26 protein-coding genes are annotated in these 23,960 nt (G+C 35.8%); 14 read left to right on the plus strand and 12 right to left on the minus strand.

Annotated features, from left to right (window positions below):
• Positions 1–200: 200 nt before the first annotated feature.
• From VLB74_RS11830 to VLB74_RS11850, 5 genes are all read right to left on the minus strand, one after another.
• The gene (locus VLB74_RS11830) at positions 201–2,141 is read right to left on the minus strand and encodes a M56 family metallopeptidase (RefSeq protein ID WP_325203663.1); all 1,941 of its coding nucleotides are present in this window, start codon (positions 2,139–2,141) and stop codon (positions 201–203) included.
• A gap of 5 nt (positions 2,142–2,146) precedes the next feature.
• Positions 2,147–2,506: a BlaI/MecI/CopY family transcriptional regulator gene (locus VLB74_RS11835; RefSeq protein WP_325203664.1), complete on the minus strand. Its 360-nt coding sequence runs from the start codon at positions 2,504–2,506 to the stop codon at positions 2,147–2,149.
• 518 nt (positions 2,507–3,024) lie between these two features.
• Complete coding sequence (locus VLB74_RS11840) at positions 3,025–5,244, minus strand: redoxin family protein (RefSeq protein WP_325203665.1); 2,220 nt, start codon at positions 5,242–5,244, stop codon at positions 3,025–3,027.
• The gene (locus VLB74_RS11845; RefSeq protein ID WP_325203666.1) at positions 5,234–6,160 is read right to left on the minus strand and encodes an ABC transporter ATP-binding protein; all 927 of its coding nucleotides are present in this window, start codon (positions 6,158–6,160) and stop codon (positions 5,234–5,236) included. Before VLB74_RS11845 ends, VLB74_RS11840 begins: the two co-directional genes overlap by 11 nt.
• 185 nt (positions 6,161–6,345) lie before the next feature.
• Positions 6,346–7,557, minus strand: a complete 1,212-nt coding sequence (locus VLB74_RS11850; protein ID WP_325203667.1) for an MDR family MFS transporter — start codon at positions 7,555–7,557, stop codon at positions 6,346–6,348.
• A 109-nt stretch (positions 7,558–7,666) separates the two neighbouring features.
• On the opposite strand from VLB74_RS11850, the gene VLB74_RS11855 reads away from it, so the two are divergent.
• The 3 genes from VLB74_RS11855 (at position 7,667) to VLB74_RS11865 (ending at position 9,735) form a co-directional block, all read left to right on the plus strand.
• The gene (locus VLB74_RS11855) at positions 7,667–8,257 is read left to right on the plus strand and encodes a DUF1684 domain-containing protein (protein ID WP_325203668.1); all 591 of its coding nucleotides are present in this window, start codon (positions 7,667–7,669) and stop codon (positions 8,255–8,257) included.
• Positions 8,258–8,333: 76 nt separating this feature from the next.
• Positions 8,334–8,969: a TatD family hydrolase gene (locus VLB74_RS11860; RefSeq protein WP_325203669.1), complete on the plus strand. Its 636-nt coding sequence runs from the start codon at positions 8,334–8,336 to the stop codon at positions 8,967–8,969.
• Positions 8,970–9,018: 49 nt separating this feature from the next.
• Entirely contained in the window at positions 9,019–9,735 is a 717-nt protein-coding gene (locus VLB74_RS11865) for a tRNA threonylcarbamoyladenosine dehydratase (protein ID WP_325203670.1), read from the plus strand.
• A gap of 45 nt (positions 9,736–9,780) precedes the next feature.
• On the opposite strand, the gene VLB74_RS11870 is transcribed toward VLB74_RS11865, so the two are convergent.
• Positions 9,781–10,854 (minus strand): SRPBCC family protein, encoded by a 1,074-nt coding sequence (locus tag VLB74_RS11870; protein WP_325203671.1) that lies wholly within the window; start codon positions 10,852–10,854, stop codon positions 9,781–9,783.
• A gap of 304 nt (positions 10,855–11,158) precedes the next feature.
• Here VLB74_RS11870 and VLB74_RS11880 point away from each other — a divergent pair, with 304 nt between their 5' ends.
• The gene (locus VLB74_RS11880; protein ID WP_325203673.1) at positions 11,159–11,542 is read left to right on the plus strand and encodes a nucleoside triphosphate pyrophosphohydrolase family protein; all 384 of its coding nucleotides are present in this window, start codon (positions 11,159–11,161) and stop codon (positions 11,540–11,542) included.
• Between the two features lie 79 nt (positions 11,543–11,621).
• Here VLB74_RS11880 and VLB74_RS11885 read toward each other — a convergent pair whose 3' ends face one another.
• Positions 11,622–12,689: a branched-chain amino acid aminotransferase gene (locus VLB74_RS11885; protein WP_325203674.1), complete on the minus strand. Its 1,068-nt coding sequence runs from the start codon at positions 12,687–12,689 to the stop codon at positions 11,622–11,624.
• A 304-nt stretch (positions 12,690–12,993) separates the two neighbouring features.
• On the opposite strand from VLB74_RS11885, the gene VLB74_RS11890 reads away from it, so the two are divergent.
• The 5 genes from VLB74_RS11890 to VLB74_RS11910 all read left to right on the plus strand — a co-directional run bounded on the left by VLB74_RS11890 (position 12,994) and on the right by VLB74_RS11910 (position 15,512).
• Complete coding sequence (locus VLB74_RS11890) at positions 12,994–13,491, plus strand: DUF4920 domain-containing protein (RefSeq protein WP_325203675.1); 498 nt, start codon at positions 12,994–12,996, stop codon at positions 13,489–13,491.
• Positions 13,491–13,934, plus strand: a complete 444-nt coding sequence (locus VLB74_RS11895) for a hypothetical protein (protein ID WP_325203676.1) — start codon at positions 13,491–13,493, stop codon at positions 13,932–13,934. Before VLB74_RS11890 ends, VLB74_RS11895 begins: the two co-directional genes overlap by 1 nt.
• A 2-nt stretch (positions 13,935–13,936) precedes the next feature.
• Positions 13,937–14,602, plus strand: coding sequence for a tRNA (5-methylaminomethyl-2-thiouridine)(34)-methyltransferase MnmC2 (gene mnmC2 / locus VLB74_RS11900; RefSeq protein WP_325203677.1), 666 nt, complete (start codon positions 13,937–13,939; stop codon positions 14,600–14,602).
• A gap of 133 nt (positions 14,603–14,735) precedes the next feature.
• Positions 14,736–14,933 (plus strand): hypothetical protein, encoded by a 198-nt coding sequence (locus VLB74_RS11905; protein WP_325203678.1) that lies wholly within the window; start codon positions 14,736–14,738, stop codon positions 14,931–14,933.
• Positions 14,934–15,305: 372 nt separating this feature from the next.
• Positions 15,306–15,512: a hypothetical protein gene (locus VLB74_RS11910; protein ID WP_325203679.1), complete on the plus strand. Its 207-nt coding sequence runs from the start codon at positions 15,306–15,308 to the stop codon at positions 15,510–15,512.
• 45 nt (positions 15,513–15,557) lie between these two features.
• Here VLB74_RS11910 and VLB74_RS11915 read toward each other — a convergent pair whose 3' ends face one another.
• Positions 15,558–16,499, minus strand: a complete 942-nt coding sequence (locus VLB74_RS11915; protein ID WP_325203680.1) for a LysR substrate-binding domain-containing protein — start codon at positions 16,497–16,499, stop codon at positions 15,558–15,560.
• Between the two features lie 108 nt (positions 16,500–16,607).
• Here VLB74_RS11915 and VLB74_RS11920 point away from each other — a divergent pair, with 108 nt between their 5' ends.
• The 4 genes from VLB74_RS11920 (at position 16,608) to can (ending at position 19,935) form a co-directional block, all read left to right on the plus strand.
• Positions 16,608–17,087: a Dps family protein gene (locus tag VLB74_RS11920; protein WP_325203697.1), complete on the plus strand. Its 480-nt coding sequence runs from the start codon at positions 16,608–16,610 to the stop codon at positions 17,085–17,087.
• A 90-nt stretch (positions 17,088–17,177) separates the two neighbouring features.
• Complete coding sequence (locus VLB74_RS11925; RefSeq protein ID WP_325203681.1) at positions 17,178–17,462, plus strand: hypothetical protein; 285 nt, start codon at positions 17,178–17,180, stop codon at positions 17,460–17,462.
• Between the two features lie 84 nt (positions 17,463–17,546).
• Positions 17,547–19,211 (plus strand): SulP family inorganic anion transporter, encoded by a 1,665-nt coding sequence (locus VLB74_RS11930; RefSeq protein ID WP_325203682.1) that lies wholly within the window; start codon positions 17,547–17,549, stop codon positions 19,209–19,211.
• 88 nt (positions 19,212–19,299) lie between these two features.
• On the plus strand, positions 19,300–19,935 hold the full coding sequence (gene can, locus VLB74_RS11935; protein WP_325203683.1) for a carbonate dehydratase: 636 nt from the start codon (positions 19,300–19,302) through the stop codon (positions 19,933–19,935).
• A 38-nt stretch (positions 19,936–19,973) separates the two neighbouring features.
• Here can and VLB74_RS11940 read toward each other — a convergent pair whose 3' ends face one another.
• The 3 genes from VLB74_RS11940 to VLB74_RS11950 form a co-directional block, all read right to left on the minus strand.
• A complete protein-coding gene (locus VLB74_RS11940) occupies positions 19,974–21,179 on the minus strand; it encodes an LETM1-related biofilm-associated protein (protein ID WP_325203684.1) in 1,206 nt (401 codons plus the stop codon).
• A gap of 76 nt (positions 21,180–21,255) precedes the next feature.
• Complete coding sequence (locus tag VLB74_RS11945; RefSeq protein ID WP_325203685.1) at positions 21,256–21,825, minus strand: YdeI/OmpD-associated family protein; 570 nt, start codon at positions 21,823–21,825, stop codon at positions 21,256–21,258.
• A gap of 162 nt (positions 21,826–21,987) precedes the next feature.
• Positions 21,988–22,323, minus strand: coding sequence for a hypothetical protein (locus VLB74_RS11950; RefSeq protein WP_325203686.1), 336 nt, complete (start codon positions 22,321–22,323; stop codon positions 21,988–21,990).
• Positions 22,324–22,672: 349 nt separating this feature from the next.
• Here VLB74_RS11950 and VLB74_RS11955 point away from each other — a divergent pair, with 349 nt between their 5' ends.
• Positions 22,673–23,722 carry a DUF998 domain-containing protein gene (locus VLB74_RS11955; protein ID WP_325203687.1) on the plus strand — a complete coding sequence of 350 codons (1,050 nt, stop codon included), beginning with the start codon at positions 22,673–22,675 and terminating at the stop codon, positions 23,720–23,722.
• Positions 23,723–23,788: 66 nt separating this feature from the next.
• On the opposite strand, the gene VLB74_RS11960 is transcribed toward VLB74_RS11955, so the two are convergent.
• Positions 23,789–23,950 (minus strand): hypothetical protein, encoded by a 162-nt coding sequence (locus VLB74_RS11960; RefSeq protein WP_325203688.1) that lies wholly within the window; start codon positions 23,948–23,950, stop codon positions 23,789–23,791.
• Between the last annotated feature and the right edge of the window lie 10 nt (positions 23,951–23,960).

A 23,960-nucleotide genomic window follows, 5' to 3' on the forward strand; every position in this document is an offset into this window, starting at 1 on the left:
AATCGGGGAAAGAGCACATCATCAGGGTGCAACTGTTTAAAAGTATTTAATTGCTCTGGTTAAAGCTTCCCTTAGAAGTTTAAATAAAAAAAGACTGCCATGAACATGACAGTCTTTTTGATTTTGATTTTTTCCGCTGCGCTCCAAACAGTTCGGCTACGCCTCGGGTGATGATGATTGATGATTTGCTGTATTACTATTTATTTTCTGGTTTTAGCCGCTTCTTTTGCTTTTTCAGCTTCTTCCAAAGCTTTCTCTCTTTCCTCTAAAGCTTTCTCTCTGGCTTTTAAGGCTTCTTCACGCTCTTTCATAGCTTGTTTTCTTGCTTCCATGCCTTGTTTTCTTGCTTCCATGGCTTCTTTTTTAGCCTTTTCGATTTCAGGACGCATTCTTTCCATTTCAGCTTTAACATCATCATTTATCTTTTTGACATCAATGGTTTCGACAGTTCTTTTTGTTTTTCCGTCTTTCCCTTTGGTTACGATAACGATTTTTTTGTCGCCGTCATGGATTACTTCTACTTCCTGATCAGGAATTCTTATTTTGCTTCCTTTTTCGCCTTTTTCACCTTTTTCGCCTTTAGGGCCTTTACTATCATAAAAATATACCTTATCTGCTTCAATATCACCAACAATTTCTTCAGTTACTTTTTCACCATTAACCCAAACTTCTTTTTTGTTACCGTCTTGTTTTACAACAACGGTTTTTTTCATGTTTTTAGGCGCTCTTGGTGCTCCGGGTGCTTCTGGAGCATCTGGAGGTGAAGGCAGGTCTTCAAAAGCCGGTGCATCGGGTGGGGAAGGAGGAGAAGGATGATCAAAATCGAAATCGAAATTGTGGGTCCATCCAAAATCATCGTCTCCTTCAACGATTACCTGAACGTCTTCTTCACCGTCTTCGCTAATGTGTTTGATTCTTTTTACTTTGGCAACGCCTTCGCCGCGCCCGCTTCTGTTTGGTTTACCGAATCCGATAGTGCCTTTACCGTTTTCATTTACTTCTTTATAGAAATGGATTGGTTGGATTGGTTCATCGCCTGCTACCTGTGAAGTCCCTTTTTTTCCGTCTTTGTCTTTGTAGTCTACTTTGATAGCGATGATTTCTCCTTTGCTGTTACGCTTAACTTTGGAAACTTTTAAAGTCACACCAGACTCTTTTTTCAACATTTCAACATCTTTTTTAATTTCGGCATCGGTAGCATCTTTGTCGATAATTACAGAAACTGTTTTACGTTGCGTATCGTGATTTTCAAATTTTGACTGTACTTTCTCCTGTGCCAAAACACGCATTTGGAACTGGAACATAAAAAAGGCCAGCAACGGAAGTACAACCAAATACTTCCAGGAATTCTTCTTGTCTGATTGATTTTTGTTTAACATGACAATTCGTTTTTTGATTAATGATTGATAAAATGGATTGGTGATTGCAATGCATTGCGACTGCATTGTTACTTTTAATAAGGTTTTCTGATAACTTTTAACGTCTTCTATATTTTTGGTTGCTTCGGCATCGGCAATAAACTCAAGGTTTTGCGCGATGGCTTTTTTGTACAGCCAAACAATCGGATTGAACCAAAAAGCAATGCAGAAGATTTGCGCCAAAAGCATGTCTAAAGAGTGTTTCTGTGCACTGTGTACTTTTTCGTGATACAGAATGTTCTCCAGTTCTTCTTCTTTCAGCAGGGCCGAATTATAGACAATGTAATTGAAGAATGAAAAAGGTGATTGGACTTTTTCAGTATCAATTAAATAGAAATCACTTTTTTTGATGGATTTAGGTTTCTCGATAATTTGTTTTATAGCAAAACAATCGATGGCGAATTTTACAAGGAAAACCAAAATTCCGATTCCGTAAAGAGTGGCCAAAACTAAAAACCAGTTAATTTCAAAGGTTGGTTCCTGTATCGGGACGTAATTTTGCGGAAGTACAACCGTGCTGTAATCATAAACCGGCGCCGGATCCACCCAAATGATTTTGGTATAGGTTATAAAAGGTAAAATCATTGAAGTAACCAAACCGGCCAATAAAAACCAGCGGTTCGAATTGAAAAACGTTTCTTTTCGAAGGAAAATGTAGTAAGCAAGATAGAAAATCCCCATTAGGGCGCTTACTTTCAGCAGATAAATTCCCAAAGCTTCCATAGGCTTTATTTTTTCTGTTCGATCATTTCTAAAATTTCGCGTAATTCTTTGGCGCTGATTTTCTCTTCCTTGGCAAAAAAGGAAACCATACTTTTATAGGAGTTATTGAAATAATTTTCAATGGCAGTGTTCATAAAACCTTTTCGGTAGTCTTCCTTGGAAACGATAGGGTAGTACTGGTGTGTGTTCCCGAAGGCATTGTGCCCCACATATCCCTTTTCTTCCAGATTACGGATTATCGTAGACAAGGTGTTGTAATGCGGCTGATCTTCTGTAATTTCAGCTAAAACCTCTTTCACGAAAGCTTTTTTCAACTTCCACAAAATGTGCATTACTTCTTCTTCTTTGTTGGTTAACTTTTGCATGATGTATTTATTCTTAATTGGTTGGGCGTTACCACAAGGGTCGGGCTATCCGCTGTATCTGTCATTGCGAGCTTGCGGGGCAATCTCACAATAACAGGATGCCGCTGCTATCCCTAACGCTAATTAGCTGTGTAGATTTTTTACCTGACAGCCACCGGCTGTCCTCCTCTTAATATCAAATCTAACGCATTTATACTATTCGAGAATTCTTTCATCAGTAAGTCAGAAGATGTTTCTACCGTAACCGACTAACATCTGGTTTAGATTTCTCTCAAGCACAAAACAAATGTACAACTATATTTTTAGTTACGCAACTATAAAAATAGTTAAACAACGAATTTTATAGTTTTATTAACAGATTTACAATTGGTAAAAGTATTTAAAACGTTGATTTTTAATGTGTTAATTAACTTTTTGAATAGTAGAAAAAAGCAAAAAAAACGCATCCTAAAGAAAGGATGCATTTTTATAAGATCTGATTTTGTTATTCTGACTTTAATCTTTCCCTACAGCCAAAACTATCCTTCATCCGGTAAATGCAATGCTTTTCGCAGTAAAATTTCAAAGGAAGCATCATTTGGAAATGGCAATTTAGCATTGACAAAATTTCCGTTCGGATCAATAAGTATGAATCTCGGGATATATTCTAAATTATAATTATTGGCAAATTGCTTCGAATCATCAAGATGCCATTGCAGTACCGTTTTTGATTTACTCTTTGCATCGATAAACCAATCTTGCAGGTTTGTATCGGAATTGAGTGCCACAAACTGGATGTTTTCCTTTTTGTATTTCAATGCAAATTTCTCAAAGAAAGGCGATTGTTGTCTGCAAGGTCCGCACCATGTAGCCCAAACATCTATAAGAACATATTTGCCTTTTAATCCTGCAAGGGAAACTTTTTTGCCATCAAGTGAGGTGGCTTCAAACGAAGGCGCTGTTTTGCCTTTTCCTAAACTTTCTGCAATCCTGTTGAAGTTATTAATTTTTTGTTGATAATAGGTGTTAGCAATTAACGGATTGTATTTGGCAACAAATTGGTTACGTTCTGCACTAGTGGAAGATTCTTCAATCACTTTTTTGATTTGCCAAAACAGCATTTTGTCTTTAAACGAACCATTTTTGAGTTTAGAAATCGCCATTATAGCTTTGGTGTCCTCATCAATATCCCGATGGTCTTTCGCAATTAATTGGTTTTTCACCAAGTCAAAATATTCTGATGAGCTTAAAAGGCTTTCATCTGTCAGAGACAGTTTGCTTTGTATTTCAGCAATAGATTTACCGCCTGTAGTTTTTTCGTTAGGGTACAATGCCGCTCTTTTTTTCAAAAAATTATTCCACAAATTCAGGTAGTGTGTGGTTACCAGTTTTTGTTTTCTTTCGGTATAATCGTTTTTCGGAATGTAATTGTCAACGGTTTTAAATGTATTGGAGGCTTCCATTGCTTCCTTCCAGCCATCATATAAGGCATCAATAATGATTTGGGGTTGGTCCAGGTTAATGTTTTGCTCCAAATAGTAAGTAACCATGCTCCATTCCATTTTTGGGTCTGAACTCATTTGATTTTCGGCTAATCGGGTACCTTTTAGTTTAAATTCAGATGCCGATTCAGCTGTTTTTCCATCTATATAAATACTGTCCTTCTTTCCGAAAAATACATTACCGTGATATTTTCCATCGATGATAAACTCATAATTGTCAGTAATCACATTGTTTTTGAAAATATAATGGAATTCATTGTTTTTGATTGGAATAACGGCAATTGTATCGTCGAGTGTAAGGTCTCTCAAATAAATGTTCTGAAATTGTTCTTTACTTTCAATTTTACCGCAAAATACCGTTTTGTCATGATCAGGCATTTGATTCGAACATAAAAGCCAACAGGTTAAGCCACCGAAAACAGTCACTATAGCCAGGCCTGTCATTTTTGGTGTTTTTATGAATGCTAACCTGAAAGTTTTGTGCTGGTACCATCGGAATCCTATGTAAAGCAAAATAATACTTATGGACAAACTTAAATAATCGGTAAAAGTAAACCAGTAACCTAAATCACTTCCTTCAGATTTGGATGCAATTTTTGAAAGAATTTCATATGGGTACCAATCTGGAATCAAGTTGAAAGGCTGAAGGAAAAGGGTTAACAATAACCCGAAAAATCCAATCAAAATGGACCATATAAAGCTCGGAATCAAAACAGAAAGTGTAAACTGTAATGCTGTAATGAGCAGCGATGCCATAAACAATCTTGAAACTGTGTGTAAAATTTCCACAAAAGGAAATTCCATGATGGCCATTTTCGGAACGTCAATAATGAAATGGGATATCCAGGCCAATAATATACCAACGATAGTGAAAGAAACAATCGAAATTAAAGTGGCCGTAAGTATCGTTAGAAATTTTGAGAAATAAATCGAAAACTTTTGGGCCGGTTGGGTTTCCATTAATTGCCAGCCTCCGTTTTTATGATCCAATTGTGTTATTCGGCTCGCTGTAATGATGATGAGCAGCGGTAAAAAGAAATTGGCGAATGGCTCTAATGTATTGTCGATAAATTTCATATAGAAATTAAACGGCAGCTGCGATTTAATCCCTTCGTCTGGCCTGGAAAGCAAAATGGTAAAAAACAACAAAGGCGAAATAATCCCAAGAATAGCACTGCTCCAATACAACATGGTGCCGCGTCTTTTGATATTTTCGGCTTTCAGTACGGTGATAAAGTTCGATATATTAGTTTTCATTCGTATTTTTTTCGTTAGTTAATGTCATAAACCATTCTTCCAATCCATCTAAAATCTTAACTTCATACAGGGGTATATTTTGGTTTACAAGAGTTTTGATAAAATCAGGGATTTCCTCCTTGCTTTGAAGGCTTAAGGTAATTTGATTCTGAGTTACCATCGTTACATTCGTATAGCTGTTTTCAAAGGTGGACAGCCTTTTATGTGCATCATCAACAGTAATCTGAATTTTACACATATTGGCTTCTTTCGAAAGTTGTTGCATGGTTCCTTCAAAACAGAGTTTTCCTTTATTGATGATCCCTACATGTGTACACATTTTTTCAATTTCGCTCAACAAATGACTCGAAACAAAAATGGTAACCCCTTTTTCCTTGTTAAGTCTGATAAGTAATTTCCTGATATCAATGATGCCGTTGGGATCTAAACCGTTCACCGGTTCGTCGAGTAAGAGTAATTCGGGGTCATCCAATAAAGCCATAGCAATTGCCAACCGTTGTTTCATCCCCAAGGAATATTGTTTGGCAGCACGTTTGCCATCTTTTGTCAAATCTACTAACTCAAGAGTTTCATGAATTTTTTCTTCAGGAATGTTTCGAAGTTTGGCAACGTATCTCAAATTATCGATTCCGCTCAAATGAAGATATAATGCCGGCGACTCTACCAATGAACCAATCTTCGAGAAAACAAATGGCATCTGTTCCTGAAGCGGTTGGTTAAATAACCTGATTGTGCTTCCCTGTTCGGGGATAATGCCCGTGAGCAGTCGCATTGTAGTGGATTTTCCAGCGCCATTAGGACCCAAAAAACCATAGATGGAACCTTTTGGAACATTAATCGAAATGTTTTCTAAAACTTTTTTAGACTTCGAATACTGAAAATTTAGTGATTCGGTTTGGATTATAAAATCAGCCATATTTTTTTGTTAGGAACGCTAAAGTAAGTAAAAGATTATTTTTTTCTACTGTCTCTGACTAACAATTGGCCTGAAATTCTTTCAACCCTATGACAAGTTTACAACTACATTTATACTTTTATCAAGCTTGTTTCTTCGAAATGCCTTGAAAGCAGATTGTAAGGTCTTGTTTATCAACAAAAAAATCAGTTTTCTTCATTTAGTATTTTTCGTAACCAAAGACAACAGACTAATGCAACGATACCGCAGTTTCCCATGAAAAACCAGTTAACTGAATACCCGAATCGGTCAATAATCTCCATTCCGGTTTTGGAACTCATAATGTGGGCTAAACTGAAACTCATCGTATAGAGCGCCATATAACGTCCTTCGTGTCCTTTTGGCGCACGGCTCATAGCCAACGAATTGGAGAAAGGGAAGACGAACATTTCACCAAATGTCACAAAAATAATACTGATGAGTAAAATTCCGGACCAGATATTAATTAGTAAGAGATAATAACTGATTGCCATGCATAAGGCTCCCCAAAGGATGACTTTCGCTTTGTCAATCTGTTTGCGTTCCACATAGCTCACAATAGGCATTTCAAAAAAGAACACCATCAGTCCGTTGAACGACATCAGTAATCCGGTTTGGAATTCCGTCAACCCAAACTGTTCGTGATGATACAACGGTAGGGTAGTGAACAGCTGAAAGAAAACCATAGCTGATAAAAAACAGATAAATAAAAAAATCCAGAAAGGCCTGTCTTTAAAAACAGATTTTGGTTGCGAATTTTCAAAGTGGTCAAGATGCACTTTTTCTTTCTTTTTCTCTTTTACCAATAAGGCAAATAGCAATATAGAAACAATACAACTACTACCATCTACCCAAAACAAACCTTTGTAGCCCATTCCCATGATAATCAATCCGCCCAATGCCGGACCTGCTGCGAAACCAAGATTTACAGCTAAACGTACCAAGGTTAAAGCGCGTGTTCTGTTTTCGGGTTTGGCGTAGGCACCAAGGGAAACAAACATAGCCGGACGGAACATATCAGCAATAATCATAATTGAAAACATGCTGATGCAAAGTCCGACGAAACTGGTAATATATTGAATAACGAAAAATAATAATCCACTCGTAAATAAGCTGAAAATCATTATTTTATAGAAGCCAATTTTATCTGATAGTTTACCACCCAGCCAGGAGCCAATCATAGAACCTAATCCGAAACAAACCATAACCCATCCCACTTGACTGTATGAAAAATGCAAATCTTCTTTGAGGTATTTGGATAAAAACGGCAGCACCATTGTTCCGGCTCTATTGATGAAGGTGATTAGAGTCAGAATCCAGATTTCTCTTGAAAAGCCTTTAAAGTTGTTTATATATCGTGAGAAAAGTTGTAGGAACATGCTTAAAATGTAATTTACAAAGCTATAATCTTATTGTCCGTTTCACTGTTAAATGAATGTGAATTTTTAAAACGTAATTTTTGAGTACTTTTGTGAAAAATCTAAAAAAATGAAAAAGCTCCTTTTTATCTTTTTGTTTCCATTGGTTGTTTCGGCGCAATGCAGCGATGATACTGCTAAAGCCTATCAGTTGCAACTTAATAAAGAATATGCCGATGAAAAGGAAAGTCCGCTTAAAAAATCGGATTTAGAGCATTTTAAGAACCTTGATTTTTATCCGATTGACATGAATTTCTGCGTGGAAGCTAAATTGGTGAAAACCCCTAATGAAAAGCCTTTTGCAATGAAAACTACAGGCAGCAGAACGCCTTTGTATGTGAAATACGGTGAATTGCATTTTATTTTAAAAGGAAAAGAATGCAAACTTAATGTGTACCAAAGTATAGATTTATCAAAGCAGGAGAAATTCAAAAATTACCTGTTTTTACCGTTTACCGATTTAACGAGTGGTGTTGAAAGCTACGGAGGTGGTCGTTATATCGATTTGGAAGCATCAGATAGTTCAACTATAACATTGGATTTTAATAAGGCTTACAATCCGTATTGTGCTTATAACGAAGGTTATTCGTGCCCGATTCCTCCAAAAGAAAATGACATTCTTGTAGAAATCAGAGCGGGAGTGAAGAAGTTTCATGATTAGTAGTATTTAGTCGCAGTTTACAGTCGCAGTCACAATCACAGTCAAAGTTTTTAGTCGCAGTTTTCAGTTTTTCATAATGAAATACAATATCCATACTCATAAAAGTACCAATCAGGAAAACGTTCTGGAAATTGTCAATCAGTATCCGAATGCGTTTGACGATGCTGTCAGATATTTTTCCATCGGAATTCATCCCTGGTATATTGATTTGGATAAGGTAGAAGAGAATATTCAGATTATAGAAGAAAAGCTCCAACTTCAAAATTGCCTTGCATTAGGCGAATGTGGTTTGGATAAACGGATTGAAACACCGCTTGAAATTCAGACTGAAGTTTTTGAAAAACAATTGCTCATAGCTGAAAAATACCAAAAGCCTGTAATTTTGCACTGCGTTTCGGCGTATCAGGAAGTAATCGAAATCAAAAAACGATTGAAAATAACTGTTCCGATGGTTATTCATGGGTTCTCCAAAAACTGGCAGATAGCCAAATCGCTTTTGGATAATGGGTTTTATTTGTCGTTTGGTAAATATTTACTTCGTAATCCAGAATTGGCATCGGTTTTTGAACAGGTTCCGAACGACCGTTTTTTCATGGAAACGGATACAATTGAAGAAAGCATCACGGATGTATATATAAAAGCTACATCAGTAAAGAACACTGATGTGGAACAAATTATCACGGATAATTTTAAGTTAGTTTTTAACCCGTAATGAAGACCGGTTTTTCGACCGGAATCACATTGCACAAAAATGTTTTACAATGGCAGAATGGACAGAAAGAGCCGAATTATTATTTAAAAAAGAAGGATTAGAAAAATTAAAGAATTCCAATGTATTGGTGGTTGGAATGGGAGGAGTAGGTTCCTTCGCAGCAGAATTTATCGCCAGAGCGGGTGTCGGAAAAATGACAATCGTTGATGGAGACACGGTAGATATTACCAATGTTAACCGTCAGTTGCCAGCTTTGCATTCTACTGTTGGACAACCAAAAGTGAAAATAGTGGGTGATCGTTTAATGGACATCAACCCGGAATTGCAATTAACCCGAATTCAGGAATTTTTATCACCTGAAAGAGCTTTTGAATTGGTTACGCCGGAATACGATTATGTTTTGGATTGTATCGACAGTATCACACCAAAGCTGAATCTGATATTAGCGGCCAAGCGTAAAAGGGTTCGCGTTATCAGTAATATGGGAGCAGGAGGAAAGATGTTAGCCAGCAAGGTGGTTGTGAAAGATATCAGTAAAACCGATGTTTGCCCATTAGCTAAAGTTATCCGCAAACGATTGAAAAAAGAAGGTATTTCCAGTGGAGTTAAAGCGGTGTTTTCTGTTGAAAAACCAGATCAAAGCAGTTTAAAAATGACAGACGGGAGCAATTTCAAAAAATCGTTCTTCGGGACAAACAGCTGGATGCCGGCTTTGTTTGGTTTGCACGCGGCCGAAACAGTTATCAAGCAATTATTAAAAGATTAAAAAATCAGAAATATAAAAAGAAAAAGTCCCAATTTGGGACTTTTTTTATTGTACAGCAGTAGAATCTTTTAGTACTGACGGAATTTCTATTGGTTTGGCTTTTTCAACAATCGGAATGTAAATTTCAGTAACCCATTGTGAAGCCTTTCTTGTTTGGTTTACACCGGTTTTATATACTTCGATGTATTTTCCGGAACGATCTTCCATCCATTTGTGTTTCGCAATTTCAGCGTATGCTTTATCCCAGGCTTCTTTGCTGTGCGAGTAATCGCCTTTAAGTGTGGTTTTCAGTGCTAAATAGGAATAAAAACGTCCGCCTTCAATGTCGCTTCCTTCAGAAGTGAAAATTTCTTCAGCAATTGGTAAACAGGTAGAAAAGGTTACTATACTGCTAGCAGTGTCAAATTTGTAGTAAACAGTAAAAGGAGAGCCATTAACTGTTATATTATTGTCTTTGGCAAATTTTGTAATCTTTCTGAACATGATTGCCATGTTTTTATTTAGAGACGGAATCTTACAGGTTACAGTTTGTTTAATGTAATAAACTCCAGCTTTTCGGGTTAGGCCGTCCACTTTTACGTTGTAGTTCTTTAATTCTGCCACCAAAAGGTTGTCGATGTTATTCAGGCCTTTTTCGAACATTGGAGCCATCATGTTTTCTACACCGCCTTTAAAGAATGAGAAGAATTTCATCATGAAATCCATTTTTCCTTTCATTTGCCAGGTCACTTTAGTACCGTTTCCTGATTTCTGAAATCCCCAGATGATGTCATTTGGTTCGCCGTTTTCAAAATAAATTTTTTGAAAAATACTGTCGTTTTCCATGACTTTAATCGTTTTCATACGGCCTTCACCTTCTTTTCCTACCCAACTGAAAGACGCTCCTAAACCGTGAGTTTTATCAGCATAGGTATATTGAATGGATTTGTCTTCTTCTGTCCAAGGGCCCCAGTCTTCCCAGTTTTTATAGTCATTAATATAGTTATACAAAACTGGTTGAGGTATAGCAATAACTTTACTGCGTTTAATATCAAACTGACCATTTTGGGTGCCGATATAAACTGTAATGGCAATAAGAGCAAGGAGTATAAGGAGGAATATGTACTTTAAAATTCGCATAATTTTGATCTAATTATGATAATTTCCAAATATAAGGATATTTATTCTTTTAGGACTAATTTGATTATAAATAAAATTCCTATAAAAAGCAGGAAGAAAAAGAGAATCCATAAGCTGCCTTTGTAGTGGATTTTGTGTAGTGCTAAATCTTTTCGATATACATAAATCATTACTGATACAAATGCGATAACAAAAAATAGAGCGAAATACAGTTGACCTGTTGAAAACATATCTTGAAAGTTTATGCAAAATTAGTTTATTGAAAATTATTTTTATTTAATTTCCCGAATAAATTTTTAAGACTATGCAGAAACAAATCAACGCAGTAAAAAAATTTCACGAAGCCTTTGGTTTAGGGGTAAATGTATCGCCAAAAGGAGATTTAGGCGAACAAAAAAACATGTTACGTTTTAATCTGATGAAAGAAGAAAATGAAGAATATCTGGAAGCAGTCCAAAATAATGATGTTGTGGAAATTGCCGATGCTTTAGGTGATATGCTTTATATTTTATGCGGAACGATTCTGGAGCACGGATTACAACATAAAATAGAAGAAGTTTTCGACGAAATCCAACGCAGTAATATGAGTAAATTAGGTGAAGACGGCAAACCGATTTACCGCGAAGACGGAAAAGTAATGAAAGGCCCGAATTATTTTAAGCCTAATTTTGAGACAATTTTAGGATAGTTTTCAGTTTTCAGTCTCAGTTGACAGAAGTATCTGTAAACTGAGACTTTAAACTGCGACTGCCCACTGTGACTGCCCACTAAACTTTTACTGTCCAGCCAAAAGTATCTTCAGCCAGGTTGTATTGAATATTTGTCAGTTTATCTTTTATTTCAGCTGCGAATGAATTTTCCATTTTTGGCAATTCATAATAGGTTCCTTGGTATGAAAACCCTGAAATAGGACTTACCACTGCTGCAGTACCGGCTCCGAAAATTTCTTTTAAAGTTCCTTTTTCAGCAGCTTCTACGATTTCTGAAACCAAAACCGGTCTAACTTCGATATTGATTCCGTCTCGTTTTGCTAAATCAATAATACTTTTTCGTGTAACACCATCAAGAATTCTTTCACTTGTAGGAGCGGTGTATAAAGTATCATTAATTCTGAAGAAAACGTTCATGGTTCCTGCTTCCTCCAACATAGTATGCGTAGCATCGTCTGTCCAGATGATTTGCTGGAATCCTTCCTGGTTAGCTAATTTCGTCGGATAAAATTGTGCCGAATAATTTCCTGCCGCTTTTGCAGCACCGATTCCTCCGTTAGCAGCACGGCTATAATGATCAGCGATTACCACTTTCACTTCTCCCGAGTAATAAGCACTTGCAGGAGAAAGAATTATACAAAAACGGTATTGGTTTGAAGGAGATGCTACCACACCGTGACCTGTAGCGATCATAAACGGTCTGATATACAGCGAATTTCCTTTGCCTTTTTTAACCCAATTTTTTTCAATTTCGATTAGCTTTTTCAGGCCGTCAATAAAAATTTCTTCCGGAATTTCAGGCATTGCCAAACGTACAGCCGATTTGTTGAATCTTTCGTAGTTTTGATCAGGACGGTACAGCCAAACATCATTGTTTTCGTCTTTATAGGCTTTCATTCCTTCAAAAATAGCCTGTCCATAGTGAAAAACACGAGAAGACGGGTCCATGGTAAACGGTTCGTAAGGTTTGATTTCAGGTTGTCCCCATTCGCCGTTGTCGTAATCGCAAACCAACATATGGTCTGTGAACACATTTCCGAAAGTTAAGTTATCAAAATCAACCGAAGTTATTTTTGATTCTTTTGCCGTAACAATTTTAATATTGTCGATAGCTGTTAATTCCATCTGAATAAAAATTAATATTAAAAAACACTAAAACGTTGGTTATTAGTAAAATCGTAATTTTATTATTACTAATAAACTTGTTGTGTCTTTGCAAAACTAACAAAAAAATGTACCTTTTTGAATGTTGTATTAAAAATAGTGTAATTAATTAAGGATTTGCCAATTTGTTTTTAAAAATTCAAAAAATGTAGTCAAAAAGCAATTTTTTAATCAAATAAACAGAAAATCTACATTGAGCATTTTGTCGTTCAATATTAATTTGTTTCTTTTGAAAATTATAAATTAAGTCGAAAATATAAATATCATGAAAAAAGTTGTCGTTTTAGCTTTTTCTGCTCTTGCCTTTATAAGTTGTAATAAGAAACAAAATGAAGAAAAAATTGCGGAAGTAAAAAAAGTAGATTATGCTGTTTTTGGTGACAGTATAACTGATACTGAGGCATTAACAAAAGATGAGATGTTTACCAAGTTTAAAGATCTGAAAGAAGGAGACACACTTAATGTTAAGTTTAAATCCAACATCAAAGAGGTATGCCAGAAAAAAGGTTGCTGGATGTCTATGGATTTAGCTGAAGGGACTGAAACTTTCGTTAAATTCAAAGATTATGCATTTTTTGTTCCGATGAATGCCGGTAAGCAGGAAGCTGTTGTTAACGGAAAAGCTTTTGTGAGCGTTGAGACAATTGATGAACAGAAGCATTATGCCAAAGATGCCGGTAAATCACAGGCTGCCATAGATAGTATTACCACGCCGAAAGTAACTTATTCTTTTTTAGCTGATGGTGTTTTAATTGCCAAATAATGAAAAAGGTATTATTGTTGTTAGTGCTTTCGGGTTGTCTTTTTTCGTGTGTAAAAAAAGAGGAAACTAACGCCGAGACTAAAACGGAAACTTCTGAAAAGAAGGATTTCAAAATGTATGAGATGTCTGAGATGTCCATTTTGATGGAACAAATGTATGCGGAAAACATGGTTTTGAAGGATCGCATTAAAAAGGGAGATACGATTGGGCAGTTCCCGCAGCATTTTTTAGAGATTCATAAAGCTGTGATGACGGATGAAAAGGAAAACGACGCTTTCTTTAAAGAACAGGCAAAAAAGTTCATTAAAGCACAAGAGCTTATTTATCAGGACCCAAAAAATGCCAAAGAACATTTCAATAATGGTGTTGACGCTTGTTTGAGCTGCCATGAGGTAAAATGCGGCGGGCCAATTCCGAGAATTAAGAAACTTTATATAGAATAACGTTGAAACGAAAAATTATTCAGACTGAAGATGGTTCTTCGTCCTTATTGATGGAAGAGTGGGGGGAAACCTATCACTCCAGACACGGAGCTATTCAGGAAGCAAAACATGTATTCATACAAAACGGGCTGTCACTTTTTAAGGAACAGTCCGTTGTTATTTTAGAAATTGGTTTTGGAACCGGTTTAAATGCTTTCATAACTTTTCTGGAAGCCAAAAAATTCAATCAAAACATTAATTATGTTGGAGTGGAAGCCTATCCGATTTTGCCGGAAGAAGTTGTGAAACTGAATTATGTTGCGCAATTGGATGCTACTCAATATGATACGGAATTTCAGAGGATGCATTCAAGCGAATGGGGTAAGAACATAATACTTTCCGATAGCTTTACATTAACTAAAAGAAAACAGTTTTTTAATGAGATAAACGACAAGGACTGCTTTGATTTGATTTACTTTGATGCGTTCGGATTTCAGTACCAGCCAGAGCTGTGGTCGGTGGAAATTTTCAGAATAATGTTTGATGCTTTGAAAGAAAATGGCGTGCTGGTTACTTATGCCTGCAGAAGCAGTATTAAGCGAGCAATGCTAGAGGTTGGTTTTAAAGTTGAGAAGTTAAAAGGTCCTCCGGGCAAGCGTGAAATGCTGCGTGCTGTTAAAAAACGATAGTTTGTTAAAATATTGTGATATTTATTTAATGTTAATAAATAATTAATTTAACCTTAAATAATAATAAAATTTTTTTATAATTTTACTAATAAGTTCTTATCCTATTAACCATTTAATTATATTAGTTGCAATTATGTCAAGATCAATGTATGCTTACACCAAATCTATCTTAGAAAGAGTAAGTTTTGACCCAATATTGTTTTGTAAAGAATTAGAAAAAGCCATTAAAATACTGTTACCTTATGAATTAGAGCAATTAACGGAATGGTTGATTAGCTTTACAAAAGAAAAACCAGAATTACAGCAATGTTTAGTTTACATAAATGAATAAAAGGAGCTTCGGCTCCTTTTTTGTTGGATTTCGTTTAAGTATTTTGAAAGTTTAGTCACAAGTTGAAGTTTTAATCACCTGTTTTTAATATTTAACATACTACATCTGTTTTAGTGTCATAATAAATTAACTTTATATTTAACGTTTTGATAATAAAATAATAATCTTATTAAGTAATTTTCAATATGTTTTCTTTGTTTTTAGGAATAATTAAATAATGAAATTGTAAGTATTTTAACTTGTTTTTGATGAAAAACACGTCTTTTGTCGAAAATTATTGCATTTAATCGATAATTTGTTGCTTTTTTTCTTTGTAGGTATTTTTAATTTATTTAATTTTATCCTGTTAACCAATAAAAATACAATTTGATTATGCCGCGAATGATTTATGACTACACTAAGTCCGTGCTTGAAAGAGTGAGCTTTGATCCGTTGCTTTTTATGAAAGAGTTAAAAAAAGCAATTAAAAATTTATTGCCTTATGAAATTGAGTTACTAAGTAAATGGCTTAACTATTTTACTTCAGAAAGACCTGAATTACGACCGTGTTTGATTGTAATTGACGAAAATTCACTATAACCCTACCTACTTAACCCAAAATGAAAGGAGCTTTACAGCTCCTTTTTATTTTTTTATCAGCGGACTTATTATCTGCACATTATGAAAGACAATAGCGCCTTTAACCACTCCTGAAATTGTACTTCGCAAAGCTTCAATGATGTGTATTTTGAGTTCGTTTTTTGGAAAAATAAGACTGACTTCTCTTGCCGGTTTCGGTTCTTTAAAATGACGAAGATTCATTTTGTTTTTCTCACTTAAATCCAATGTGTGCAAATAGGGCAGAAGCGTTATTCCTAAACCTTCATCGGCCAGCTTTATTAAAGTCTCAAAACTTCCGCTTTCTAATTGAAAATGACTGTCTCGTTTTAAGTTGGCATTTTTGCATAGATTCAGAATTCCATCCCTAAAACAGTGGCCATCTTGTAATAGCAATATGTTTTCCAAATCCAAATCTTCTACCTTAATTTCTTCTTTTGATTTATTTGCATGGTTTTCAGGGAAATATCCAACAAAAGGCTCGTAATACAAAACAATTTCCTTAATTGATTCTTCTTCCAATGGCGTTGCGGCAATGGCAGCATCCAAATGGCCGCTTTTTAATCTTTTAATGATTTCTTCCGTATTGTGTTCTTCAATAATCAAATTTATTTTTGGGTATTTTTTGATGAAATTATTTAGAAACAATGGTAATAATGTAGGCATAACCGTCGGAATGATACCTATTTTAAATTCACCTCCAAAATATCCTTTTTGCTGATCAACGATATCTTTTATTCGGTCGGATTCATTGACAATATTTTTTGCCTGTTGAACTATTTTGGCACCGATTTCAGTTAATTGAATTGGTTTTTTGCTTCTGTCGAAAATCTGAATGTCTAATTCCTCTTCCAGTTTTTGAATCTGCATGCTCAATGTGGGTTGGGTGACGAAGCATTTTTCGGCAGCCAATGTAAAATTCTTGTGTTCTGCAACGGCTAAAACATAATATAATTGGGTAATGGTCATCGGATAAATATTTTCGATAAAAATATAAAATCTATCAATTAAATTTATATTACGACGGGTGAAATTTTTAAATAATTTTGTAATAAACTAATCAAAAAAATAATAATGATGAAAACAAATAGTTTGGGATTGCCGGTGAAAGAAACGCAGGTATCGGTTGCCGAATTGAATATTTTATTAGCCAATTTTCAGGTTTTTTATCAGAATTTAAGAGGTTTACACTGGAATATCCGCGGTAAAAGATTCTTTGATCTGCATTTGAAATTTGAAGAGTTATACAACGACAGTCAGCTTAAAATCGACATGATTGCCGAGCGGATCTTAACGCTGGGCGGCGCTCCATTACACACATTTGAAGATTATATCGCCAACAAAAAAATTGAAGTTGGAAAAAATATTTCAAATGATGAAGAGGCTATTCGATTGATAACCATATGTTTGTCTGAATTGTTGAAAATCGAACGCGTTATTCTGAAGCAGTCATCGGAAATTGACGATGAAGGAACCAGTGCAATGATGAGTGACTTCATAAAAGAGCAGGAAAAAACAATGTGGATGTTGAAAGCCTGGATGGAAGAAGAAATTTAAAACGTCTGCATCTATGATATAATCAGGTTATAAGTATTAAAAAAATCCCAATATATTTTTAACCTGATTATTAATTTATATTTTAGCCGAGTGAAAATTCTAGTAAGCATAGTACTTTTTTTGTTTGTAACCTTTTTGGCGACCCCTACAATTATTGGGTTGATTGAAAGGGATGCAGACACGTCCATTGTTTACTCATTTTCCGAAGAGGAAATTCACAAAGAGATAAAAGAAATTCCGGCAAGCATTGAAGATATTCTTCAAATTCCGGTTTCGTTTACGGACACTAAATCCGTAGCCATTAATAGTGAAAACGAACAGAAGCACGATAATGCTTCTGAAGAGATTTTCTCTCCTCCACCTGAACAGGTATAATACATTTTAATTTAATCGTAATTGATTATCAGTCGGATACTATTCAGTATCTGAAGTATTAATTGTATTATATTTTATCGGGTTATGACAAAAAAAACAAATATTTTTGGCAACCTCAAATCTGACATACCTTCAGGTCTGGTTGTTTTTCTTGTGGCGTTACCATTGTGTTTAGGTATTGCAATGGCTTCGGGCGCTCCACTTTTTTCAGGTATTATTTCGGGTGTTATAGGCGGAATCGTTGTAGGGTATTTAAGTAAATCCCATGTAAGTGTTTCCGGTCCAGCAGCGGGTTTAACGGCTATTGTGTTAACCGCGATTACTGATTTTGGTGCATTCAACATTTTTCTGTTGGCGGTTTTCCTGGCAGGTTTGATTCAATTGGCGTTAGGATTTTTAAAAGCCGGGAGTATCTCAAATTATTTTCCAACCAATGTGATTGAAGGAATGTTAGCAGGTATTGGTGTCATCATTATACTAAAACAGCTTCCGCATGCCATTGGGTATGATGCTGATTTTGAAGGTGATGAGGCTTTTGTTCAAGCGGATGGTGCCAATACATTTTCCTCTTTATTCGGAGCTTTGGATTATATTCAGTTAGGTTCTGTAGTAATCACCATACTGTCACTAGCAATCCTAATTTCTTGGGACAAAATCCCTTTTTTAAAGAAATTCAAATTGATTCCAGGTGCATTGGTAGCTGTTTTGGTTGGTATTATTCTGAATCAGATTTTTATTTCTACCGGAAGTTCTTTAGCAATTAAAAGTGAGCATTTGGTTTCACTCCCGGTTCCATCTTCTATGGATGATTTTAAGGCGATGTTTGTACTTCCCGATTTTGCAGCAATAACAAATCCTAAAGTATGGATTGTTGCTTTTACCATCGCAATTGTTGCGTCTATTGAGAGTTTACTTTGTATAGAAGCATCTGAAAGGTTAGATACACTAAAACGATATGCAGATACCAATGTTGAACTTCGCGCTCAAGGGATTGGTAATATGGTGAGTTCCCTTTTAGGCGGATTGCCGATGACTTCAGTGGTTGTTCGTACATCGGCTAATGTAAATGCAGGTGCAAAATCCAAAATGTCCTCAATTGTTCACGGTGTATTGTTATTGGTGAGTGTCTTGGCTATTCCAATGCTGTTGAATAAAATACCGTTGGCCACTTTAGCGGCTGTGTTATTGGTGGTGGGTTATAAATTGGCTAAGCCGGCAACAATAAAGCACTTTTGGGAAAAAGGAAAATACCAGTTTATACCTTTTATTGCGACACTTTTAGCGGTTGTTTTCCTTGATTTACTGAAGGGAGTGGCTTTGGGAATGGTGATAAGTATCATCTTCGTCCTAAAAGGAAATCTGCAAAGAGCTTATTATTTCCGTAAAGAAGAATATGAAGACGGCGATGTCATTCATATAGATCTTGCCCAGGAGGTTTCATTTTTGAACAAAGCAGCTATCAAGTCGACGTTGAATAAACTACCGGAAAATTCGAAAGTAGTTATCAATGCTTCAGACACGGTATATATTGCTCACGATGTGATTGACCTGATAAAAGAGTTCAAAAGCATTAATGCGATCGAAAGAAGGATTGATGTTTCGCTGATCGGTTTTAAAGAAGCGTACGAGCTTGAAAATTCAAAACATGAGAATAACCATGTTTTTATGGAACATAATGTAATAATGAATTACAGAAAAAAATCCATTTCATCCCATAAAGAGGTCATAGAAGGATTAACAACGAATTAAAAAATAATAATTAATCAAATTGATGTAAATTCGCGAAAATAATTACGCGTTAAATTGATCATCAGTATAACAAGTAAAACTTATAGTAATGAGTGATTTTTATAAAAAGATTTTAGACAACAACAAGAAGTGGGTTGAAGAAAAATTAGCAATTGATAAAGACTTTTTTAAGGATTTATCAAAAGGGCAAAACCCTCCGTTGTTATGGATTGGTTGTTCGGATAGCCGAGTGCCTGCAAATGAGATAATCGGTGCGGCACCAGGTGAGGTTTTCGTACACCGAAATATTGCCAATATGGTTATCCACAGTGACATGAATATGTTAAGTGTATTGGATTACGCGGTAAATGCCTTGAAAATTAAGCATATAATCGTTTGTGGTCATTATGGTTGCGGTGGAGTGAAAGCAGCAATGGGCAATGAATCAATCGGAATTATCGACAACTGGATTCGCCATATCAAAGATGTTTACAGATACCACAGTGGTTATCTTGATTCTATTCTTGATGAAGGTGAACGTTTCAATAAATTCGTTGAACTTAACGTAAAAGAGCAGGTTTTTGATCTTGCAAAAACATCAATTGTGCAGTCTGCATGGAAATCCGGACAGGAATTGGTAATTCACGGTTGGGTTTACGGATTGAATTCAGGTTATGTAACAGATTTAAATGTAAATATCGACTCCAATGATAAACTGGACGATGTTTATCAATTGAAATTCTAAAAAATAAAGAGGCTGTCTCAAAAAGGCAGCCTCTTTTGTTATTCAATATCCAAATCTAAATTTTCATTAAATGCGGAAGGCAGCATTTTAGGAATGAATTTTATTAATATCGGAAGCAGTAATCCGCCACCGGGCAGAAGAAAGATCGTTAGTGACGGGATTGTTTTACAGATATCCAAAAGCTGTTTTTTTACTTTTTTCTTTTCCTTCGAATCCAAATCCCTTCTTGTGGAATGAGCCAGTAAAACCATTAGTTCGCCACTTTGTGAAATCTCTTTGATCAAACGGTTTTTATTGCGGGTAATCAAAACGGTTACATTTTGAGTCGCCTGATCGTAGAAATGTTTTACCGGATTGGAATATTTGAAATACGGAATCTCTTTTTGGTATTTTGTAATAAAAGCATCTATGGATTCTATGCTCTTTGCGGTAAACTCGGTTTTAATTTCAAGCAGTTCCGCTAGTCGGTATAAGAAATCGCTTTCTCTTTTTTCAAGAACATCATCACTCCACATGGCCATACCGGCGATATCCAGTAAATAATTTTTTTCAATTTCCGATGTGAAATAGTCGAGTTGAAGCATTTCGATGTTTTCAATGTTGACTTTGGAAAATTTGGTATAGCGAACAGATGATTCGAAAAGTTTTATCAATAAATCATCATAATTGGATTTTACGGCTTTTGTTTTTAAGGCCAAAGAAACAATGCTGATAATTTTCTCCTCCAGTTTTTTTACATAATTGAACGGGATTTCCTGATGCAAAAGATATTGACGGAAAGCCAAAACGTCCATAAACAGAAGCGCATTGGTTAAAATATGCGAGAAATTTTTACTGATGATATTGTCGTTGGTCTGAACCCGTTCATCAATCATTTCTTCCAGTTTGTGGCTGTTCGAAGAACCTGGCAGCATTTTTTTCAACAGGTTGAATCCTTCCGGGTTCATCTGCTTGTAGAATTTGATTGCCTCTTCTATAAAGGTTTTCGGATTTCCATCGTGTGTTATTAAACCATAAACGCCATAAAGTGTGTTCAATAAAGCAACCTTGGTAATTTCTTCGGAAGTCCATCCTTTAGTGGATATAGGTTTTTCAACATCAAAATCGACAGTATAACCATAAATAAACCCGGTTTTCCGAACATTGGTATAAAAGACGGAAGAATACACAACAACGGGGAGGAGCAATGGTTTTTGCTCTGTAAAAAACTTGTCAATCCATCCGTTTGTTGAAGGGTTTATCATTACTCCAAATTATACCACAAAGCTATGTCTTTTTCGGCATCGGATACAAACTTCAGGTTAAGTTTTCCGAAAATAATTATTGCCTTGATTTCACATTGGCAGCACAGAGTTTTATAATCTCTTCAATCCTCTTTTTTCGGGTTTCTTCCCGTTTTGCATGGTTCAGCCAATACAGATAACTTTTCCGATAGGTGAAACTGAAATTCCTGTAATTTTCAAAGGCAGTTTTATTCGAATCGAATGCCTTCTGAAGGTCATCGGGAATGATGATTTCTTCTACATGATCCAATGAATTCCAAGAGCCGTTTTGTTTGGCTGTTTCAATTTTAGCCAAACCGCTTTCGTGCATTAAATTCTCTGCAATCAGTTTTTCGACATAGCCTTTGTTTATTTTGCTCCAAACGCTTTTGTCCTTTCTCGGAGTAAATAACTGCTGTCGTTTTTCATCATCCAACCGCTTGACGGTAGAATCGATCCATCCGTAACAAATGGCGACTTGCACTGCTTCTTCCCATCTCATGCTTTCGTAAGGACTTCCCACTTTGTAAAAAATGAGATAGACTCCGTCAGCCTTGTTATAGTTTTCATGCAGCCACGCACGCCATTCTCTGGTATTTTTAAAATACAACAACTTTTTTTCGCTCATTGAATTATCGGATCATTGCGCTTTATGCCACTTTAAAAGTTACACTTTTGCTTATTTACATTAACAAAGTTAAACTGAAATAGTATAAAGTGGCAGTTTTTTAAAAGAAGGTATTAAATTATTTTCAGGTAAACTGAACTAAACTCCCTTGGGCGGGAATCATTATCCGCAATAAACAACGATATCTTTACCGTCTTTAGAAACTTCAAGTGACTCACTGTTATCAACGAAAGCAGTAACTACATCGATTGTATTTTTAATGTCGGGACAATATAAATCAAGGTGTTCATATATTGGATGCAGCGACAGATTGATATAGGTCGATTTATCAAATTCAGTTTGCATTTCATCACCAAAATAATCAGCTATACTGTCTAATTGATCACCAAAATAATCAATTATGAATGGCTTTTTCTCTATTAAATTAATTATGGTTTGCTTGTCGGATTTTAATAAATCGAATCGGTCAAATTTAAGAACTAAAGAATACGTTTTCATATTAAATAACTTTTATGATGAACCCAAATTTACGGATTTTAATCAGTTTCTAATTGATATAAATATCTCATTAAGATGTATTTAACTAATACTTCGTCGACTTTAACATATCGTTCTGAATAATCCGGCTGTTCAATGTCCTTTGAGTCTGACCTATTTATATTTTCATGTCACCCCGTTTCAAACTCTGGAATAACTGTTGGAAAATGTAATTTATAAGTCAATTAAAAAACGTAAATTAACTTGGGTTTTGAATTAAAAAATTGGGAACTGTTTTAGGATCAGATAGCGCGGATTATACATGCTGACGAAGCAGCGGAGTAGTCACATGGGAACAACATTACTTCTTATGAAAGAAAAAAAAGAACCTGTCATTGTATTGCAACCTTTATGGACAAGAATAGTGTTACTATTCGTGCTTGGTTATGAAGGTTTAGGCGGATTGGTTGGCGGCAGCTTACTTGTTGCAAAGCCAAACGGTGAATTAATGGAATTGCCGGTTGATTTAATGCGTGGTGCTTTTGCCGATTTTCTCATCCCGGGAATCATACTTTTTTCCATGGGTATCGTTAGTCTGTCTGCTTTTTTCCAAATTCTTCTTAAAAAACCAGCGGACTGGCTTTGGTCCTGCATTGTCCTTTGCGGCTGGTACATTTGGTTTGTTGTTGAGATCATTATTCTGCATGAACTGCATTGGCTTCATTTGATGTGGGGCATTCCGGTTTTGCTTGGTATCATTGTCGTCATTCCTCTTGTTGCAGGAAGAAACTATACACCGGTAATGTTTAAGATCTTATTGGTTTGCGGCATACTTTCATCAGTATGGTATACATTCATGAATTTGTTTGTGCCATTGCATTATCCAGGATATTCATCGCTTTCGCTAACCGTTAGTGAACTTTCGGCAGTAGGATCACCAACCAGAATTCTATGGGTATTGCTGGGCACACTGTATCCACTGCTTTATGCGGCATTCGGCTGGGGAATTTTATATGTATCCGGGAATAATAAAAAACTAAAGATTCTCTCTGCATTAATTATTGGTTACAGCATCCTCAATCTTTACTGGCCGCCTATGCATACACGAGAGGCAATTGCTGCTGGTGCAAAGTCATTAACTGACACACTGCATATCGTATGGACAATTGCAACAGTGTTTCTGTTTATCTGCATGATGGGATTCGGGGCTGCAGCATCTGGAAAAAAATTCCGCATTTATACTATTATCAGCATTGGACTGCTACTGTTATTCGGGATATTGACAGGTATGGGTTCTTCGAATTTGGAAGCCAATTTGCCAACACCAATGATGGGATTATGGGAACGCATCAATCAGTATATATTTTTCATTTGGGTAATCTTACTTTCACTTCAACTGATAAAGAAAAATGCAGCGTAAAAGCACGAGTAAGATGCTCGCGCTAGCGGGAAAACATGATGCTGCCATTTGTGTCTTTTTGAATCATCAGCTGCTTCTGCCTTCATCATAACCATCGTTATAGCCATCAACATAACCCTTGTGGTAATCAGCGAATTTGTCTTCTTCTGATTCTTGCGATTCTTTAATAATAAGACCTGCCACTACAGCACCACTTACCAAACATACTATTTTTAATAAATTATTCATAACATAATAC

Origin of the sequence: Flavobacterium sp. (assembly GCF_035456225.1) — a bacterium.
Classification (GTDB): domain Bacteria; phylum Bacteroidota; class Bacteroidia; order Flavobacteriales; family Flavobacteriaceae; genus Flavobacterium.